Here is a 19,186-nt window from a genome sequence, read left to right as displayed (position 1 = left end):
GCCGGGCACGGGGTAGCGTAGCGCCCCGTGACTACCTGGATCTGGGCCGGCGTGGCCGTGGTGCTGTTCGGCATGTACCTGAGTTGGACGGCCGGCCGGCTGGACCGGCTGCACGCCCGGATCGACGCCGCGCGGGCGGCGCTGGACGCGCAGTTGGTCCGGCGGGCCTCGGTGGCGATCGAGCTGGCCGCCTCCTCGCTGCTGGACCCGGCGGCCTCGCTGCTGCTGCTGGACGCCGCGCACGCGGCCCGGCAGGCCGACGACGAGCAGCGCGAGGTGGCGGAGAGTCAGCTCAGCATGGCGCTGCGGGCGGTGTTCGCCGAGCCGGAGCAGGTCGCCGTGCTGGTCGCCGAACCGGGCGGCGAGGAGGCGGTGAAGGAGCTGACGGCCGCGGTGCGCCGGGTGCCGATGGCGCGTCGGTTCCACAACGACGCGGTGCGCGCGGCCCGGGCGGTGCGCGAGCACCGGCTGGTGCGCTACTTCCGACTGGCGGGCAAGGCGCCGTTCCCGATGGCTTTCGAGATGGACGACGCCCCGCCGCTCGCCTTGACCCCGGAGGGCGCTCCGGCCTGAGCGTTCGCCGTCTCACAGGCCGGACCGGGGGTGCCCGGATCCGGCCTGTTTGTCGTATCCCGTCGGCCAGGCTGGACTTGAAGGCGCATGGAGAGACCACTTTTTCCGCCTACCATAGGGCGATAGCACTGGTTCATCTTCGAGTGAGGTCTCACGTGTCCACCACCCCCACCACCGCAGACCAGCCGCAGATCGGTACCGCCCGGGTGAAGCGCGGCATGGCCGAGCAGCTCAAGGGCGGTGTGATCATGGACGTGGTCAACGCCGAGCAGGCCAAGATCGCCGAGGACGCCGGCGCTGTCGCCGTCATGGCGCTGGAGCGCGTCCCCGCCGACATCCGCAAGGACGGCGGCGTCGCGCGCATGTCGGACCCGAACATGATCGAGGAGATCATCGCCGCGGTCTCGATCCCGGTCATGGCCAAGTCCCGGATCGGCCACTTCGTCGAGGCCCAGGTCCTGCAGTCGCTCGGCGTGGACTACATCGACGAGTCCGAGGTGCTGACCCCGGCCGACGAGGTCAACCACTCGGACAAGTGGGCGTTCACCACGCCGTTCGTCTGCGGCGCCACCAACCTGGGCGAGGCCCTGCGCCGTATCGCCGAGGGCGCGGCCATGATCCGCTCCAAGGGTGAGGCCGGCACCGGCAACGTCGTCGAGGCCGTCCGCCACCTGCGTCAGATCAAGAACGAGATCGCCCGCCTGCGCGGCTTCGACAACAACGAGCTGTTCGCCGCCGCCAAGGACCTGCGCGCTCCGTACGAGCTGGTCAAGGAGGTCGCCGAGCTCGGCAAGCTGCCGGTCGTGCTGTTCTCCGCCGGTGGTGTGGCCACCCCGGCCGACGCCGCGCTGATGCGCCAGCTCGGTGCCGAGGGCGTCTTCGTCGGCTCCGGCATCTTCAAGTCGGGCGACCCGGCCAAGCGTGCCGCCGCCATCGTCAAGGCCACCACCTTCTACGACGACCCGAAGATCATCGCGGACGCCTCCCGCAACCTGGGCGAGGCCATGGTCGGCATCAACTGCGACACCCTGCCCGAGAGCGAGCGCTACGCCAACCGCGGCTGGTAGTCGGCCCCCCGCGCCACGTACACACGACGTAACGATCGAAGAGGTTTGAGACCGTGAGCACTCCAGTCATCGGCGTCCTCGCCCTGCAGGGGGACGTCCGCGAGCACCTGGTCGCGCTGGCCGAGGCCGACGCGCTCGCCCGCCCGGTGCGCCGTGCCGAGGAGCTGGCCGAGGTCGACGCGCTGGTGATCCCCGGCGGGGAGTCCACCACCATGTCCAAGCTGGCGCTGCTGTTCGGCGTGATGGACCCGCTGCGCGCGCGGGTCGCGGCGGGCATGCCGGTCTACGGCACCTGTGCGGGCATGATCATGCTGGCCGACAAGATCCTGGACGGCCGTGAGGACCAGGAGACCGTGGGCGGCATCGACATGACCGTGCGTCGCAACGCCTTCGGTCGCCAGAACGAGTCCTTCGAGTCCGGTGTCGCCTTCCAGGACCTGGACGACGCCCCGGTGCACGGCGTGTTCATCCGCGCCCCCTGGGTCGAGGCCGTCGGCGCGGGTGTCCAGGTGCTGGCCGAGCTGCCGGCCGCCGACGGTCCGGAGAGCCGGATCGTGGCCGTCCGTCAGGGCAATCTGCTGGCGACCTCGTTCCACCCCGAGCTGACCGGAGACCACCGGGTGCACGGTTACTTCGTGCGGATGGTCGAGGAGCACCTGGCGGCCGCGGTCCGGTAACGCTTCGCCGCCGCACGCGGACCGTGTGCGCCCCGCCGGTGCGCGGCACCGGTAAGATCCCTCCTGTTCATTTCCCTTTGGCGACGTAAAGGAGCTGGCGATGTCCGGCCACTCTAAGTGGGCTACCACCAAGCACAAGAAGGCCGTGATCGACGCCAAGCGCGGCAAGCTCTTCGCCAAGATGATCAAGAACATCGAGGTGGCGGCGCGCACCGGCGGCGGCGACCCGGCCGGCAACCCGACGCTCTACGACGCCATCCAGAAGGCGAAGAAGAGCTCGGTCCCGATCGACAACATCAACCGCGCCGTCAAGCGCGGCTCGGGTGCCGAGGCCGGCGGGGCCGACTACTCGACGATCATGTACGAGGGCTACGGCCCGAACGGTGTCGCCGTCCTCATCGAGTGCCTCACCGACAACCGCAACCGCGCCGCCTCCGACGTGCGCGTCGCGATGACCCGCAACGGCGGCTCGATGGCCGACCCGGGCTCGGTCTCGTACCTGTTCAACCGCAAGGGCGTCGTGATCGTCCCCAAGGCCGACGGGGTCGACGAGGACAAGCTGTTCGAGGTCGTCCTCGACCAGGAGCCCGAGGAGATCAACGACCTCGGCGAGTCCTTCGAGATCGTCTCCGAGGCCGCCAAGATGGTCGCCGTCCGGACCGCGCTGGTGGACGCCGGCATCGACTACGACTCGGCCGAGGCCAACTTCCTCCCGAGCATGCAGGTCGAGCTGGACGTCGAGGGCGCCCGCAAGATCCTGAAGCTGATCGACGCCCTGGAGGACAGCGACGACGTGCAGAACGTCTTCGCCAACTTCGACATCAGCGACGAGGTCGGTGCGCAGCTCGACGCCGAGTGATCGTTCTCACCTCCCGGCCCGGTGGTCCCACGACCACCGGGCCGGTGTCGTCGGCGGGACTGTCCGACCCTGGCGGTAGCCTTCGCTGGTCGCCGCGGCGCGAGCCGGCCAGGGTGCCGGCGGTGGGCCGGAGCGCCCGCGGGCGAACGACGCGTTACTGAGAGGCGGGGCCGTGGTGCGGGTACTGGGTGTGGACCCGGGGCTGACCAGGTGCGGGATCGGGGTGGTCGACGGCGCGCCGGGCCGGCCGCTGACGATGGTCGGGGTCGGGGTGGTGCGCACGCCCGCCGAGGCGGACATCGGGCCCCGGCTGCTGCTGGTCGAGCAGGGGATAGAGAGCTGGCTCGACGAGCACCGGCCCGACCTGGTCGCCGTCGAGCGGGTCTTCGCCCAGCACAACGTCCGCACCGTGATGGGCACCGCCCAGGCCAGCGCGGTCGCCATGCTCTGCGCGACCCGGCGCGGCATCCCCGTCACCCTGCACACCCCCAGCGAGGTCAAGGCCGCCGTGACCGGCTCCGGCCGGGCCGACAAGGCCCAGGTCACCGCGATGGTGCAGCGGCTGCTGCGACTGGACGCCCCGCCCAAGCCGGCCGACGCCGCCGACGCGCTGGCGCTGGCCATCTGCCACATCTGGCGCGGCGGCGCGAGCGACCGGATCGCCGTCGCCCTCGCCAAGGCGGCGCCGGCCGGGGCGCCGGCCCGGACCGCGACCGGCGCCCGAGCCCCGTACTCCGCACGATCCCCCCGAGGAGCCGCCCGATGATCGCCTTCGTCCAAGGGCCGGTGGCCGCCGTCAGCGGCGGCACCGTCGTCGTCGAGGTCGGCGGGGTGGGCATGGCCGTCCAGTGCACCCCGGCGACGGCCGCGGGCCTGCGCCCGGGGGAGCCGGCCCGGCTCGCCACCTCCCTGGTCGTCCGGGAGGACTCGCTCACCCTGTACGGCTTCGCCGACGACGACGAGCGGGCCGTCTTCGAGATCCTCCAGGCCGCGCCCGGCGTCGGGCCGCGCCTCGCCCAGGCCATGCTCGGCGTGCACAGCCCGGACGAGCTGCGCGCCGCCGTGGCCGGTGGCAACGAGAAGGCGCTGATCGCCGTCCCCGGCATCGGCAAGGCGAAGGCCGCCAAGCTGCTGCTGGAGTACAAGGACAAGCTGGGCGCCCCGCACGGCGGCGTCCCGGCCCAGAAGCCGGTCGCCGCCCGGCCGGCGCCCTGGAGCGAGCAGCTGCACACGGCACTGGTCGGCCTCGGCTACGCGCCGCGCGAGGCGGACGAGGCGGTCACCGCCGTCACGCCCGAGGCGGAGGCGCAGGCCGTCACCGATGTGGGCGCGCTGCTCAGGGCCGCGCTGCGCACCCTCAACCGGACCCGCTGACCCGCGGCGCGCCCGCCACCCGCCGCCCACCGACCATCTGTCACCTTGTCGACATTGGAGCCCGCACCGATGAGCCCGTACGACTCCGACCCGGCCGACCGGCTGGTGACGGCCGCCGCCGACGGCGAGGACCAGGCGGTCGAGGCGGCGCTGCGCCCCAAGCAGCTGGACGAGTTCATCGGCCAGGAGCGGGTGCGCGAGCAGCTGTCCCTGGTGCTGCAGGCCGCTCGCCAGCGCGGCACCGCGCCCGACCACGTCCTGCTGAGCGGCCCGCCCGGGCTCGGCAAGACCACCCTCTCCATGATCATCGCGGCCGAGCTGGGCGCGCCGATCCGGATCACCTCCGGCCCGGCCATCCAGCACGCGGGCGACCTGGCCGCGATCCTCTCCTCGCTCGCCGAGGGCGAGGTGCTCTTCCTGGACGAGATCCACCGGATGTCCCGGCCGGCGGAGGAGATGCTCTACATGGCGATGGAGGACTTCCGGGTCGACGTGATCGTCGGCAAGGGCCCGGGGGCCACCGCCATCCCGCTGGAGCTGCCGCCGTTCACCCTGGTCGGCGCCACCACCCGGGCCGGGCTGCTGCCGCCGCCGCTGCGCGACCGGTTCGGCTTCACCGGGCACATGGAGTTCTACGCGCCCGCCGAGCTCCAGCGGGTGGTGCACCGCTCGGCCGCGCTGCTGGACGTCGAGATCGACCCGGCCGGCGCGGCCGAGATCGCCGGCCGCTCCCGGGGCACCCCGCGGATCGCCAACCGGCTGCTGCGCCGGGTCCGCGACTTCGCCCAGGTCCGGCACGACGGCGTGGTCACCCCGGAGATCGCCGCCCAGGCGCTGGACGTCTACGAGGTGGACGCCCGCGGCCTGGACCGGCTGGACCGCGCGGTGCTGGACGCGCTGCTGCGGCTGTTCGGCGGCGGACCGGTCGGCTTGTCGACATTGGCGGTCGCGGTGGGCGAGGAGGCCGAGACGGTCGAGGAGGTCGCCGAGCCCTTCCTGGTCCGCGAGGGCCTGCTGGCCCGGACCCCGCGCGGCCGGATCGCCACCGCCGCGGCCTGGCAGCACCTCGGGCTGACCCCGCCGGTCCAGATCACCCGGGGCGCGGTGCCGGCCCAGTCGGAACTCTTCCCGGCGGACGAGGGCTGAACGGGTGACACCGGGACGATCGGGGCACCGGTACGCCCCGGCAGGTCCGCGCGGAGAAGCCGGGGGAGAAGTCCGGGGAATCTGTGCAGGCGCAGGCTCGCCACTTTCGGCGGCAGGATGCGATGCTTGGCGTTGTCCGATCAGTTCGGGGTCGCCTAGACTCCGCCGGACCGCCCCTCTCACCTGACGGGCCGACCATTACCACACAGGCCGCCGGCCGGCGGCCCGTAAAGGACCCTGGCTGCAGTGAACCTCATCATCCTTCTCCTCCCGATCATCGCGATCGTGCTCATGTTCCGGTCGCAGAAGAAGCGCCAGCAGCAGCAGCAGCACATGCAGACCGCGCTGGAGCCCGGGGCGGGAGTGCGCACCATCGGCGGCCTGTACGCCCAGGTGAAGGCGGTCAACGAGGAGACCGTCGAGCTGGAGATCGCGCCCGGCGTGGTCTCCCACTTCACCAAGAGCGCGATCGCGGCGGTCCTGGACCCGCAGGAGTACGACGCGATCATCAACGGCCGCCCGGCCGAGGACGAGCTGTCCGAGCCGGAGGCCGAGGACGCCGACGCCGAGCCGGTCGAGGACAAGCCGCTGACGCTCACCAAGGACGGTGCCGACAAGGGCGACGTCGAGGGCGGGGCTCACGCGAGCAAGTAGTACGGTCGGGCACTCGCCCGGCCGCGCGGCGCATGGCCGCGAGCCCACAGGATCTCAGGGCCGCAGATCCGCCACGCCCCCGTCCGCCACGAGCCGGACGGGGGTCCGGTAGGGGAGGTGGCATGGACAGGGAGAAACGAGCAAGGTGGCAACACCCAAGTCGCGCCCGCGCGACGGTTACCCGGGGCGGGCGCTGGCCCTCATCCTGGTGGTCACCGTCGGACTGGTCGCCCTCATGTTCGGGACGGGCCACACCAAGCCCCGCCTGGGTATCGACCTCGCCGGCGGTACCAGCATCACGCTGAGCGCGAAGTCGACCGACCCCAAGGCGATCAACAAGTCCAACATGGACATCGCCACCGGGATCATCGAGCAGCGGGTCAACGGGATGGGCGTCTCCGAGGCTGAGGTCCAGACCCAGGGCGACCGGAACATCATCGTCAACATCCCCAAGGGTGGCGACAAGCAGACGGCGGCCGACCAGGTCGGTACCACCGCGCAGCTGTACTTCCGCCCGGTCCTCGCCCTCGCCCCGAGCGGTGTCCAGGTCCCGCCGCCGACCGCGTCCCCCTCGGCGAGCGGCAGCGCCGCCCCGAGCGCGACCCCGTCGGCCACCGGAACGGCCGCCGCCACCGCGGGCGCGCCCAGCGCGAGCGCCAGCGCGACCAAGCAGGGCCGCGCCGTCGGCGAGGCCCTCGCCGCCGACGCCACCCCGTCCCCGGGCGCCACCGGCAGTGCCGCCGCGACCCCGCCGGCCACCGCGCCGAGTGACGCGGACCTCTCCGCGGCGATGACCTCGGGCACCGTGCCGCCGGAGCTGGCCGCCGAGTTCGCCGCCATCGACTGCTCGCAGACCGGGCAGCGCAAGAACCTGCAGAAGTCCGAGGAGCAGCCGGCCGTCGCCTGCACCCAGAAGGACGAGCGCGGGATCTACTACAAGCTGGCCCTCGGCCCGGTCTCGGTGAAGGGTGCCGACGTCTCCAAGGCGCAGGCCACCATCGACACCCAGCAGGGCGGCGGCTGGCAGGTCCAGCTCCAGTTCAACGGCAGGGGCACCGACGCCTTCACCGACATCACCACCAAGCTGGCCGCTCAGCAGGCCCCGAGCAACCAGTTCGCCATCGTGCTGGACGGCCAGGTCGTCTCCCACCCGTACGTCCGCGGCGCCATCCCCGGCGGCTCGGCCGTGATCTCCGGCGGCTTCACCCAGACCGAGGCGCAGAGTCTCGCCAACGTGCTGAGCTTCGGCGCCCTGCCGCTGGAGTTCACCACCGACGACGTCACCACCGTCTCGCCGCAGCTCGGCGGGGACCAGCTGAAGGCGGGCCTGATCGCCGGCCTGATCGGCATGGTCCTGGTGGTGCTCTACTCGCTGGTCTACTACCGCGGCCTCGGCCTGGTCTCGATCGCTGGTCTGATCGTCTCGGCCATCCTGACCTACTCGATCATGAGCCTGCTCGGCGCGGGGATCGGCTTCGCGCTGAACCTGCCGGCCGTCTGCGGCGCGATCGTCGCGATCGGTATCACCGCCGACTCCTTCATCGTGTACTTCGAGCGCATCCGCGACGAGGTCCGCGAGGGCGCCCTGCTGCGCCCGGCGGTCCAGCGGGCCTGGCCGCGCGCCCGGCGCACCATCCTGGTGTCGGACTTCGTGTCCTTCCTCTGTGCCGCGGTGCTGTACCTGGTGTCGGTCGGCAAGGTGCAGGGCTTCGCGTTCACGCTGGGCCTGACCACCGCGCTCGACGTCGTGGTGATCTTCCTCTTCACCAAGCCGCTGATCACCCTGCTGGCCCGCCGGAAGTTCTTCTCCGAGGGTCACCCGTGGTCCGGTCTGGACCCGAAGCGCCTGGGCGCCCGCCCGCCGCTGCGCAGCAGCCGTCGCCGCAGCTCCTCCTCCTCTGCCGCCGTGAAGGAGGCCTGACACCGTGTCGCGCTTCTCCAATCTGGGTCACCGGCTCTACCAGGGCGAAATCAGCTTCGACTTCGTCGGTCGCCGCAAGCTCTGGTACAGCATCTCCGGCGTGATCGTGCTGGTCGCCGCCGTCGGCCTGGCCATGGGCCTGAAACTCGGCATCGAGTTCAAGGGCGGCTCGGTCTACACCGTCGCCAAGCCGGGGCTGACCATCTCGCAGGCGCAGGACGCGGTGGACAAGATCATCCACTCGCACCCGCTGGTGCAGGAGGTGGACAACGGCAAGAAGATCCGCATCCAGGTCAGCTCCGAGGAGCAGGTCTCCTCGTCGGTCTTCACCGACAAGCTGTCCAAGGAGATCGGCGTGCCGGTCGCCGAGATCGACACCCAGGTGATCGGCCCCAGCTGGGGTGAGCAGATCTCCAACAAGGCCCTCACCGGCCTGATCATCTTCATGATCCTGGTGACGGTCTACCTGGCGATCGCCTTCGAGTGGCGGATGGCGGTGGCCGCCCTGGTCGCCCTCATCCACGACCTCCTGATCACCATCGGGGTCTACGCCCTGGTGGGCTTCGAGGTCACCCCCGGTACGGTGATCGGCTTCCTGACCATCCTCGGGTACTCGCTCTACGACACGGTCGTCGTCTTCGACACCGTGAAGGAGAACGCCAAGGGGCTCACCAAGCAGAACAAGATCACCTACAGCGAGGCGGCCAACGCGGGCCTCAACCAGACCCTGGTCCGCTCGCTCAACACCACGGTGGTCGCCCTGCTCCCGGTGGCGGCGCTGCTGTTCATCGGCGGTGGCCTGCTGGGCGCCGGCACGCTGAACGACATCTCGCTCGCCCTGTTCATCGGCCTCGCGGCCGGTGCCTACTCCTCGATCTGCGTCGCCACCCCGCTGCTGGCGCAGCTCAAGGAGGAGCAGCCGGAGATGAAGGCGCTGGCCAAGCGGGTCGCGCAGCGGCGTGCCGCGGAGGCCAAGGCCGCCGCGGCGGCGGCCGAGGCGCCGGAGGGCGAGGAGATCGCCGACGGCGACCTGCCGGCGGGTATGGTCGGTCAGCGCGGCCGGGCGGCCGGCACCGCGCGTGCCAAGGGCCGTCCGTCCACCAAGCACTGACGCCCGACCGACCGTAAGGACTCTTCGTGACCACCGCCGACACCGCACTGGCCGAGCTGCTGAACAGCCGGATCCGGGACGTCCCGGACTACCCGAAGCCGGGTGTGCTGTTCAAGGACATCGCGCCGCTGCTCGCCGACGCCGAGGCCTTCGCGGCCCTCACCAAGGCGCTGGCGGAGCGGGCCGCGACCCTCGGTGCGACCAAGGTGGTGGGCCTGGAGGCGCGCGGCTTCGTGCTGGCGGCCCCGGCGGCCTTCGCGGCCGGGCTCGGCTTCGTGCCGATCCGCAAGGCGGGCAAGCTGCCCGGCGAGGTGTTCCGGCGCTCGTACGAGCTGGAGTACGGCTCGGCGACGCTGGAGGTGCAGTGCGACGCCTTCGCGCCCGGTGAGCGGGTGCTGGTGGTGGACGACGTGCTGGCCACCGGCGGGACGATCGGTGCCTCGCTGGACCTGGTCAAGGAGGCCGGCGCCGAGCTGGCGGGCGTCGTGGTCCTGATGGAGCTGGGCTTCCTGGACGGCCGGGAGCGGTTGACCGGCCACCTGGGCGGCGCGCCGCTGGAAACGCTGGTCACGGTCTGAGCGAACGGCCCGGAGGGGCCGGTCGGAGGAAGCAGGCGAGGGCGGCGGTCGGATCATCCGACCGCCGCCCTCCGCGTGTCCGGGACCGGGCGGCTGAACACGGGGGCGCCGGGCTCGGTACCATGAAGGTTCATCCCCTCCCGGTTGTGCGTGATGGTGCGAGCCGCACGAGGGGCCGGCCCGGTGCCCCGAGGAGTGTCCTTGCCCGACGAGGTTGTGCCAACGGCCGAAGCGGCCGCCCCCGAAAACCGTCCCACGCCCTCGGGGGCCACCCCGGCACGCCCGGCGCCGACCTCCTCGCGCCCGGTGGCTCCCGCGAGCCGCCCGTCCTCCTCCGGGGGCATGCGCGCCCGGCTGGCCCGCCTCGGCGGCCAGCGCTCCAGCGTGCTCAACCCGGTGCTGGAGCCGCTGTTCCGCTCGATCCGGGCCAATGACCCCAAGGCCGACCCGGCCCTGCTGCGGGACATCGAGAAGGCGTACGCCGTCGCGGAGAAGTGGCACCGCGGGCAGAAGCGCAAGAGCGGCGACCCGTACATCACCCACCCGCTGGCGGTGGCGACCATCCTGGCCGAGCTGGGCATGGACGCCGCCACCCTGATGGCCGGGCTGCTGCACGACACCGTCGAGGACACCGACTACGGCCTGGAGACCCTGCGCAAGGACTTCGGCGACTCGGTGGCCCTGCTGGTCGACGGCGTCACCAAGCTGGACCGGGTGAAGTTCGGCGAGGCCGCGCAGGCCGAGACCGTCCGCAAGATGGTCGTCGCGATGGCCAAGGACCCGCGGGTCCTGGTGATCAAGCTGGCCGACCGCCTGCACAACATGCGCACCATGCGCTACCTCAAGCGGGAGAAGCAGGAGAAGAAGGCCCGCGAGACGCTGGAGATCTACGCCCCGCTGGCGCACCGGCTGGGCATGAACACCATCAAGTGGGAGCTGGAGGACCTCGCCTTCGCGATCCTCTACCCCAAGATGTACGACGAGATCGTGCGGCTGGTCGCCGAGCGCGCCCCCAAGCGGGACGAGTACCTGGCGACCGTCATCGACCAGGTCCAGGGCGACCTGCGCGGCGCCCGGATCACCGCCTCCGTCACCGGCCGGCCGAAGCACTACTACTCGGTCTACCAGAAGATGATCGTCCGGGGCCGGGACTTCGCCGAGATCTACGACCTGGTGGGCATCCGGGTCCTGGTCGACACCGTCCGCGACTGCTACGCGGCGCTGGGCACCATCCACGCGCGGTGGAACCCGGTGCCGGGGCGGTTCAAGGACTACATCGCGATGCCCAAGTTCAACATGTACCAGTCGCTGCACACCACGGTGATCGGTCCCGGGGGCAAGCCCGTCGAGCTGCAGATCCGCACCTTCGACATGCACCGCCGGGCCGAGTACGGCATCGCCGCGCACTGGAAGTACAAGCAGCGCGCGGTGGCCGGCGCCTCCAAGGTCCGCACCGACACCCCGACCCAGACCCGCAAGGACGACAAGGCCGGCGCCGTCAACGAGATGGCCTGGCTGCGGCAGCTGCTGGACTGGCAGAAGGAGACCGAGGACCCGAGCGAGTTCCTGGAGTCGCTGCGCTTCGACCTCTCCAACAACGAGGTCTTCGTCTTCACGCCCAAGGGCGACGTGATAGCGCTGCCGGCCGGCGCCACCCCGGTGGACTTCGCCTTCGCCGTCCACACCGAGGTCGGGTACCGCTGCATAGGGGCGCGGGTCAACGGGCGGCTGGTGCCGCTGGAGTCGACCCTGGAGAACGGCGACAGCGTCGAGGTCTTCACCTCCAAGGCGGAGAACGCCGGGCCGTCCCGCGACTGGCTGGGCTTCGTCAAGTCCCCGCGCGCCCGCAACAAGATCCGCGCCTGGTTCTCCAAGGAGCGCCGCGAGGAGGCGATCGAGCACGGCAAGGAGGCCATCGCCCGGGCGATGCGCAAGCAGGGCCTGCCGATCCAGCGGATCCTGACCGGCGACTCGCTGGTCACCCTGGCCCACGAGATGCGCTACCCGGACATCTCCTCGCTGTACGCGGCGATCGGCGAGGGCCATGTCGCCGCGCAGAACATCGTGCAGAAGCTGGTGCAGGCGCTCGGCGGCGAGGAGGGTGCCACCGAGGACCTGGCCGAGACCGCCACGCCGACCCATGACACCCGCCGGGCGGTGCGCCGCCGGGCCAAGGGCGACCCGGGCGTCATCGTCAAGGGCGTCGAGGACGTCTGGGTCAAGCTGTCGCGGTGCTGCACCCCGGTGCCGGGCGACCCGATCGTCGGCTTCGTCACCCGCGGCAACGGCGTCTCGGTGCACCGCGCCGACTGCGTCAACGTGGAGGCGCTCAGCCAGCAGCCCGAGCGGATGATCGAGGTCGAGTGGGCGGCCACCCAGTCCTCCGTCTTCCTGGTGGCCATCCAGGTCGAGGCGCTGGACCGGTCCCGGCTGCTCTCGGACGTCACCCGGGTCCTCTCGGACCAGCACGTCAACATCCTGTCGGCGGCGGTGCAGACCTCGCGCGACCGGGTGGCGATGAGCCGCTTCACCTTCGAGATGGGTGACCCGAAGCACCTCGGCCACGTCCTGAAGGCCGTGCGCGGCGTGGAGGGCGTCTACGACGTCTACCGGGTCACCTCGGCCCGCAAGTAGCGCGAACGCCGACGGGGCGCGGGGGACACTCCGCGCCCCGTCGGCGTTGGCGCCCAGGAACGGCCGAAGGGCCCCGGGTTCTCCCGGGGCCCTTCGGCGTGTCGCGTTCCTCGGCGGATCAGCCGCTGAACTCCTCCTGGCTGCGCTGCGCCTGCTCCAGCAGGGTCTGCACGCCGGCCAGCTCGGACTCCAGCTTGGCGGTCCGGCTCGCGTTGCCGGCGGCGCGGGCCTTGGCCAGGTCGGCCTGGATCTTCTCGGCCTTGGCCTCGAAGAGGCCGACCATGCCGGCGGCGCGGGCCTTGGCCTCCGGGTTCGAGCGCTTCCACTCGCTGTCCTCGGCCTCGCGGATCGCCCGCTCGACGGTGCCGAGCCGCGCGTCCAGCTTCGGGCGGGCGTCGCGCGGCACGTGCCCGATCGCCTCCCAGCGCTCGTTGATCTCGCGCAGCGCGGCCTTGGCGGCCTTCAGGTCGGTGATCGGCAGGATCGTCTCGGCCTCGGCCGCCAGCGCCTCCTTGAGCTTCTGGTTGCCGACCTGCTCGGCGTCGCGCTCGCTGAACACCGCGGACCGGGCCTGGAAGAAGACGTCCTGGGCGCCGCGGAACCGCGCCCACAGCTCGTCCTCGATGTCGCGCTGGGCGCGCCCGGCGGCCTTCCAGCGTGCCATCAGGTCGCGGTAGCGGGCCGCGGTGTCGCCCCACTCGGTGGACGAGGAGAGCGCCTCGGCCTCGGTGACCAGCCGCTCCTTGGTGGCCCGGGCCTGGTCGCGCTCGGCGTCCAGGGTCGCGAAGTGCGCCTTGCGGTGCTTCGAGAAGACCGAGCGGGCGTGCGAGAACCGGTGCCACAGCTCGTCGTCGCTCTTGCGGTCCAGACGGGGCAGGCCCTTCCAGGTGTCCACCAGCGCGCGCAGCCGGTCCCCGGCCTCCCGCCACTGGGTGGACTCGGCGAGCCGCTCGGCCTCGGCGACCAGCTCCTCCTTGGCCGTCCGGGTCTCGTCCTGCGCCTTGGCGCGGGCCGCCTTGCGCTCCTCGCGGCGGCTCTCGATCTCACCGGTCAGCGTGTCCAGCCGCTTGGCCAGCGCGTCCAGGTCGCCGACCGCGTGGCCCTCGGTCACCTGGGCGCGCAGGTGGTCCAGCGCGGTCTGGGCGTCCTTGGCGGCCAGGTCGGTGGTGCGCACCCGCTTCTCCAGCAGGCCGATCTCCACCTCGATGCCCTGGTACTTGCGCTCGAAGTAGGCGAGGGCCTCCTCGGGCGAGCCGGCCTGCCAGGAACCCACGACACGTTCGCCGTCGGCGGTCCTGACGTAGACCGTGCCCTGCTCGTCGACACGGCCCCACGGGTCGCTGCTCATAGCGCGTCCTCCACATGACGTCGCGCCCGCGCCGGGGCGGTACGCGTACGTCGTCCACAGTTGATGTGCGGCGGACCGATGGGTCCGCCGTCCCGTCCGCCGTGCTTTTGCTGCCGAGGGTGACGGCCGGCGGGTCTGGGCACCCTACACAACGCCAACATAGGCGACCAGGCCGGGTGCTGTCCGCATCCGGGGCCGGGCGATTTCGGGCCGGGACCGCGCCGGCGCGCCGCGCGAGCGGGCGCGGCGCGGTCCCGGTACGGGTCAACCCTTCGCGGCGGTCACCGAGTTGAGGGTGACGTCGGCCATCGGGTGGCCGTCGGTGCCACCCTCCAGGGTGCCCGCGGCGGCGATCTTCTGCAGCACGTCCAGGCCGCCGGTGATCTTGCCGAACGGGGTGTAGTTCGGGCCGAGCTGGGTGTCCTTGTAGACCAGGAAGAACTGGCTGCCGTTGGTGCCCGGACCGGAGTTGGCCATCGCCAGGGTGCCCGCCGGGTACGTCGCACCGGTCAGGTTCTCGTCGGCGAACTTGTAGCCGGGGCCGCCGGTGCCGCCCGGGTTGGTCGCGCTGGCGGTCGGGTCGCCGCACTGCAGCACGTAGATGCCGCCGGTGGTCAGCCGGTGGCACTTGGTGTGGTCGAAGTACTGCTGACCGGCCAGGAAGGCGAAGGAGTTCACCGTGTGCGGCGCCTTGGCCGCGTCCAGTGAGAGCGTCACCTTGCCGCAGTTGGTGTCCAGCGTCGCCGTGTAGGCGCCGGTGGCGTCGACGCTCATGGCCGGCTCGGTCTGCCACTGCTTGCCGTTCGGCGTGCCCGGCGCCGGGTCGGCGCAGCCCTCGACCGGCTTGCGGGTCGGGGTGGTGGGCTCGTCGGTGGCGGTGGGCGCGGCCTGCGCCGAGGACGTGGTGTCCTTCTTGTCGTCCGAGTCGAAGGCGCCCGTGCCCACCAGGGCACCGCCGCCCGCCAGCACGACCACGGCGAGCGAGCTGCCGAGGATCGTGTTGCGACGCCGGCGCGCGGTGTGGATCTCGGCCCGGCGCTGCGCCTGGCGCTCGTACTTCTCGCGGGCGAGCTGCCGCCGCCGCTGTTCGCTGCTGACCACCGGCCGTGTCTCCTACATGGGTGCTGTCGGCCCCTGCCGTCCAGGGGCGGACAGCGGGGGAGTGTGTACGCGGATGCTGAAGCGGATCATCGCATCCATCGGCGGCCAAGTGTAGGGACCGCGACCGTAAGAACGCGGTGAACCTGTCAGGACGAAGTGAACCTGTCACCCCTATCTGGTTCGCAACCGGACCCGGACCGCCGGTAGGCTTCCGTTACACCACCTCGTGTAGCCGCATCCCGCAGCCGCCACGGCCGACCCGAATCACGAAGGACGCGCGTTGTTCATCGCCGGATTCCCCGCTGGAGCCTGGGGCACCAACTGCTACCTGGTCGCACCGGCCGCCGGCGAGGAGTGCGTCATCGTGGACCCGGGGCACCAGGCCGCCCGCGGCGTGGAGGAGCTGGTCCGCGAGCACCGGCTGAAGCCGGTCGCGGTCGTCCTCACCCACGGCCACATCGACCACGTCGCGTCCGTGGTCCCGGTCTGCGGCGCGCGCGGCGTCCCGGCCTGGATCCACCCCGAGGACCGCTACATGATGGCCGACCCGGAGAGGGCGCTCGGCCGCTCGCTCGGCACCCAGCTGATGGGCGAGATCACCGTCGGCGAGCCCGACGACGTGCGCGAGCTCACCGACGGCAGCGTGCTGGAGCTGGCCGGCCTGAAGCTCACCGTCGACCACGCGCCCGGCCATACCAAGGGGTCGGTGACGTTCCGGACGCCCGGCGCGGAGGAGCTGCCTCCGGTGCTCTTCTCGGGTGACCTGCTCTTCGCCGGCTCCATCGGGCGTACCGACCTCCCGGGTGGAGACAGCGAGGCGATCCTGCGGTCGCTGGCCCGGGTGTGCCTGCCCCTCGACGACGCGACCGTGGTCCTCTCCGGCCACGGCGGACAGACCACCATCGGCCGCGAGCGCGCCACCAACCCCTACCTCCGACAGGTGGCGGGAGCGCCAGGCGCCCCGGCCTTCCCGCGACGAGGAATGTGACGGAAGAGAAGTTGAGCACCTTCACCGCCCCCAAGGGCACCTACGACCTGCTGCCCCCCAGCTCCGCGACCTTCCTGGCGATCCGCGAGCGGATCGCCGCGCCGGCCCGCCGGGCCGGGTACGGCTACATCGAGACCCCGGTCTTCGAGGACGTGAAGCTCTTCTCCCGCGGCGTCGGCGAGTCCACCGACATCGTCAGCAAGGAGATGTACAGCCTCACCACCAAGGGCGGCGACGAGCTCGCGCTGCGCCCCGAGGGCACCGCCTCGGTGCTGCGCGCCGCGCTCCAGGCCAACCTGCACAAGCAGGGCAACCTGCCGGTCAAGCTCTGGTACTCCGGCTCCTACTACCGCTACGAGCGGGCGCAGAAGGGCCGTTACCGCCAGTTCTCGCAGGTCGGCGCCGAGGCGATCGGTGCCGAGGACCCGGCGCTGGACGCCGAGCTGATCATCCTGGCCGACGACGCCTTCCGCTCGCTGGGCCTGCGCGACTACTCGCTGCTGCTCAACAGCCTCGGCGACAAGCAGTGCCGCCCGGTCTACCGGGCCGCGCTGGTCGAGTTCCTGGCCGGCCTCGACCTGGACGAGGACACCCGCCGCCGGGCCGAGATCAACCCGCTGCGCGTGCTGGACGACAAGCGCGAGTCGGTGCAGGCCCAGCTCGGCGGCGCGCCGATGCTGCGCGACTTCCTCTGCGAGGAGTGCAAGGCCTACGACGAGAAGGTCCGCGAGCTGCTCACCGCCAACGGCGTGGCCTTCACCGACGACCCCAAGCTGGTCCGCGGGCTGGACTACTACACCCGCACCACCTTCGAGTTCGTGCACAACGGCCTCGGCGCGCAGTCCGCGATCGGGGGCGGCGGCCGCTACGACGGGCTCTCCGAGATGATCGGCGGCCCCGTGCTGCCGTCCGTCGGCTGGGCCCTCGGGGTGGACCGCAGCTACCTGGCGATGGAGGCCGAGGGCGTCGTCCTCGACCTGCCGGCCGCCACCTCCGTCTACGCCGTCGCGCTCAGCGACGAAGCCAAGAACGTCCTGTTCGCCAAGGTGGTCGAGCTGCGCCGCGCGGGCGTCGCCACCGACCTCGCCTTCGGCGTCAAGGGCATCAAGAACGCGATGAAGTCCGCGGACCGTTCCGGCGCCCGCTTCGCCGTGCTCGCCGGTGACCGGGACCTCGCCGACGGCGTCGTCCAGCTCAAGGACATGACCACCGGCGAGCAGAACCCCGTCGCCCTCGACGCTCTCGTCACCACCCTGAAGGAGAAGCAGCTGTGATCCGCACGCACGACGCGGGCACGCTCCGCCCGGAGCACGCAGACACCACCGTCACCCTGGCCGGCTGGGTCGCCCGCCGCCGAGACCACGGCGGCGTGGCCTTCATCGACCTGCGGGACGCCTCCGGCACCGTGCAGATCGTGGTCCGTGACCTCGACTCGGTGCACGGCCTGCGCGCCGAGTACTGCGTCAAGGTCGTCGGCGACGTCCGGGTGCGGCCCGAGGGCAACGAGAACCCGGACATCCCGACCGGCGCCGTCGAGGTCGTGGTCAGCGAGATCGAGGTGCTCTCCGAGGCCGCCCCGCTGCCCTTCCCGGTCGCCGAGTACGAGCCCGGTACGGTCAACGAGGAGGTCCGCCTCCGCTACCGCTACCTGGACCTGCGCCGTGAGGGCCCGGCCAAGGGCCTGCGCCTGCGCTCCAAGGTCAACAACATCATCCGCCGGGTGATGGAGGAGAACGACTACCTCGACATCGAGACGCCGTACCTCACCCGCTCCACCCCCGAGGGCGCCCGCGACTTCCTCGTCCCGGTCCGCCTGCAGCCCGGCCACTGGTACGCGCTGCCGCAGTCGCCCCAGCTGTTCAAGCAGCTGCTGATGGTGGCCGGCATGGAGCGGTACTACCAGATCGCGCGCTGCTTCCGCGACGAGGACTTCCGCGCCGACCGCCAGCCGGAGTTCACCCAGCTGGACATCGAGGCCTCCTTCGTCGACCAGGAGGACATCCTGGCCCTCGGCGAGAAGATCATCGGCTCGATCTGGCGCGACGTGCACGGGTACGAGATCCCCGCCCCGCTGCCCCGGATGACCTACGCGGACGCGATGGGCCGCTACGGCTCGGACAAGCCCGACGTCCGCTTCGGCCAGGAGCTCACCAACCTGACCGAGTACTTCGCGGGCACCTCGTTCCGGGTCTTCCAGGCCCCGTACGTCGGCGCCGTGGTCATGCCCGGCGGTGCCTCGCAGCCGCGCAAGCAGCTCGACGCCTGGCAGGACTGGGCCAAGGCGCGCGGCGCCAAGGGCCTCGCCTACGTCCTCATCGACGCCGAGACCGGCGAGCTGCGCGGCCCCGTCGCCAAGAACCTCTCCGAGGAGCACCTGGCCGGCCTGGCCGCCGCCGCGGGCGCCAAGAACGGTGACGCGATCTTCTTCGCGGCCGGCAAGGAGCGCCCCTCGCAGGAGCTGCTCGGCGCCGCCCGCCTGGAGATCGGCCGGCGCTGCGAGCTGATCGACGAGTCCCAGTGGGCCTTCCTCTGGGTCGTCGACTTCCCGATGTTCGAGCCGATCGAGGACGACAAGGGCGAGTTCCAGGGCTGGCACGCGGTGCACCACCCGTTCACCGCCCCGACCGCCGAGTCGCTCGCCACCTTCGACACCGACCCGGGCTCGGCGCTCTCCAACGCCTACGACCTCGTCCTCAACGGGTCGGAGCTGGGCGGCGGTTCGATCCGTATCCACCAGCGGGACGTGCAGAAGCGGGCGTTCGACGCGATCGGCCTCTCCGAGGAGGAGGCGGCCTCGCAGTTCGGCTTCCTGCTGGACGCCTTCAACTACGGCCCGCCGCCGCACGGTGGCGTCGCCTTCGGCCTCGACCGGATCGTCACGCTGCTGGGCGGGTACGACACCATCCGGGACGTCATCGCGTTCCCGAAGACGTCCACCGGCGGTGACCCGCTGACCGGTGCGCCGACCCCGATCACCCCGGCGCAGCGTCGCGAGGCCGGCGTCGACGCCCAGCCCAAGGTCCGCGAGGACGCCAAGGCCGCCGAGGCCAAGTCCGAGGCCCAGCCCAAGGCCTGACGCTCAATCGGCTAACCTTTCACGGCCCCGGACGGCACACCCGCCGTCCGGGGCCGGTCCACAACGGTGTGCGACGGAG

The 19,186-nt window shown here is 71.6% G+C and carries 17 protein-coding genes; 15 read left to right on the top strand and 2 right to left on the bottom strand.

All coding sequences use genetic code 11. From position 1 onward, the window contains the following. Positions 1-72 precede the first annotated feature (72 nt). The 12 genes from ACIQTO_RS13675 (at position 73) to ACIQTO_RS13620 (ending at position 12,594) form a co-directional block, all read left to right on the top strand. A complete protein-coding gene (locus ACIQTO_RS13675) occupies positions 73-573 on the top strand; it encodes a hypothetical protein (protein ID WP_360627364.1) in 501 nt (166 codons plus the stop codon). Positions 574-728: 155 nt separating this feature from the next. Then, on the top strand, positions 729-1,640 hold the full coding sequence (pdxS, locus tag ACIQTO_RS13670; RefSeq protein ID WP_402387312.1) for a pyridoxal 5'-phosphate synthase lyase subunit PdxS: 912 nt from the start codon (positions 729-731) through the stop codon (positions 1,638-1,640). 53 nt (positions 1,641-1,693) lie between these two features. Next, positions 1,694-2,317, top strand: coding sequence for a pyridoxal 5'-phosphate synthase glutaminase subunit PdxT (pdxT, locus tag ACIQTO_RS13665; RefSeq protein ID WP_402387308.1), 624 nt, complete (start codon positions 1,694-1,696; stop codon positions 2,315-2,317). Between the two features lie 100 nt (positions 2,318-2,417). Then, positions 2,418-3,176, top strand: a complete 759-nt coding sequence (locus ACIQTO_RS13660; protein WP_380577380.1) for a YebC/PmpR family DNA-binding transcriptional regulator — start codon at positions 2,418-2,420, stop codon at positions 3,174-3,176. 175 nt (positions 3,177-3,351) lie between these two features. Next, complete coding sequence (gene ruvC / locus ACIQTO_RS13655) at positions 3,352-3,942, top strand: crossover junction endodeoxyribonuclease RuvC (protein WP_402387728.1); 591 nt, start codon at positions 3,352-3,354, stop codon at positions 3,940-3,942. Further along, positions 3,939-4,550, top strand: coding sequence for a Holliday junction branch migration protein RuvA (gene ruvA / locus ACIQTO_RS13650; RefSeq protein WP_402387305.1), 612 nt, complete (start codon positions 3,939-3,941; stop codon positions 4,548-4,550). The genes ruvC and ruvA overlap by 4 nt, the downstream gene beginning before the upstream one ends. 69 nt (positions 4,551-4,619) lie before the next feature. Next, entirely contained in the window at positions 4,620-5,696 is a 1,077-nt protein-coding gene (gene ruvB, locus ACIQTO_RS13645) for a Holliday junction branch migration DNA helicase RuvB (protein WP_402387302.1), read from the top strand. A 246-nt stretch (positions 5,697-5,942) separates the two neighbouring features. Then, entirely contained in the window at positions 5,943-6,350 is a 408-nt protein-coding gene (gene yajC, locus ACIQTO_RS13640) for a preprotein translocase subunit YajC (protein WP_402387299.1), read from the top strand. 145 nt (positions 6,351-6,495) lie between these two features. Then, on the top strand, positions 6,496-8,271 hold the full coding sequence (secD, locus tag ACIQTO_RS13635) for a protein translocase subunit SecD (protein ID WP_402387297.1): 1,776 nt from the start codon (positions 6,496-6,498) through the stop codon (positions 8,269-8,271). A 4-nt stretch (positions 8,272-8,275) separates the two neighbouring features. Next, the gene (secF, locus tag ACIQTO_RS13630; protein WP_402387294.1) at positions 8,276-9,382 is read left to right on the top strand and encodes a protein translocase subunit SecF; all 1,107 of its coding nucleotides are present in this window, start codon (positions 8,276-8,278) and stop codon (positions 9,380-9,382) included. Positions 9,383-9,408: 26 nt separating this feature from the next. After that, positions 9,409-9,960, top strand: a complete 552-nt coding sequence (locus ACIQTO_RS13625) for an adenine phosphoribosyltransferase (RefSeq protein WP_402387291.1) — start codon at positions 9,409-9,411, stop codon at positions 9,958-9,960. A 153-nt stretch (positions 9,961-10,113) separates the two neighbouring features. Further along, the gene (locus ACIQTO_RS13620) at positions 10,114-12,594 is read left to right on the top strand and encodes a RelA/SpoT family protein (protein WP_402387288.1); all 2,481 of its coding nucleotides are present in this window, start codon (positions 10,114-10,116) and stop codon (positions 12,592-12,594) included. A 118-nt stretch (positions 12,595-12,712) separates the two neighbouring features. On the opposite strand, the gene ACIQTO_RS13615 is transcribed toward ACIQTO_RS13620, so the two are convergent. Together ACIQTO_RS13615 and ACIQTO_RS13610 are read right to left on the bottom strand one after the other, a co-directional pair. Next, a complete protein-coding gene (locus ACIQTO_RS13615) occupies positions 12,713-13,942 on the bottom strand; it encodes a DUF349 domain-containing protein (RefSeq protein ID WP_402387285.1) in 1,230 nt (409 codons plus the stop codon). Between the two features lie 264 nt (positions 13,943-14,206). Then, positions 14,207-15,043, bottom strand: coding sequence for a peptidylprolyl isomerase (locus ACIQTO_RS13610; protein WP_402387282.1), 837 nt, complete (start codon positions 15,041-15,043; stop codon positions 14,207-14,209). Positions 15,044-15,323: 280 nt separating this feature from the next. Here ACIQTO_RS13610 and ACIQTO_RS13605 point away from each other — a divergent pair, with 280 nt between their 5' ends. Genes ACIQTO_RS13605 through aspS form a run of 3 tightly spaced genes read left to right on the top strand, consistent with a single transcriptional unit; the run spans position 15,324 to position 19,107 of the window. Next, entirely contained in the window at positions 15,324-16,031 is a 708-nt protein-coding gene (locus tag ACIQTO_RS13605; RefSeq protein WP_402387279.1) for an MBL fold metallo-hydrolase, read from the top strand. Positions 16,032-16,042: 11 nt separating this feature from the next. Beyond that, the gene (hisS, locus tag ACIQTO_RS13600) at positions 16,043-17,305 is read left to right on the top strand and encodes a histidine--tRNA ligase (protein WP_380577392.1); all 1,263 of its coding nucleotides are present in this window, start codon (positions 16,043-16,045) and stop codon (positions 17,303-17,305) included. After that, complete coding sequence (gene aspS / locus ACIQTO_RS13595) at positions 17,302-19,107, top strand: aspartate--tRNA ligase (RefSeq protein ID WP_402387276.1); 1,806 nt, start codon at positions 17,302-17,304, stop codon at positions 19,105-19,107. Before hisS ends, aspS begins: the two co-directional genes overlap by 4 nt. Positions 19,108-19,186: the final 79 nt, after the last annotated feature.

The organism is Kitasatospora sp. NPDC091207 (assembly GCF_044768625.1).
Taxonomy (GTDB): Bacteria; Actinomycetota; Actinomycetes; order Streptomycetales; family Streptomycetaceae; genus Kitasatospora.
Note: the sequence above shows the minus strand (reverse complement) of the source record. Positions and strands in the feature narration are given on the sequence as shown.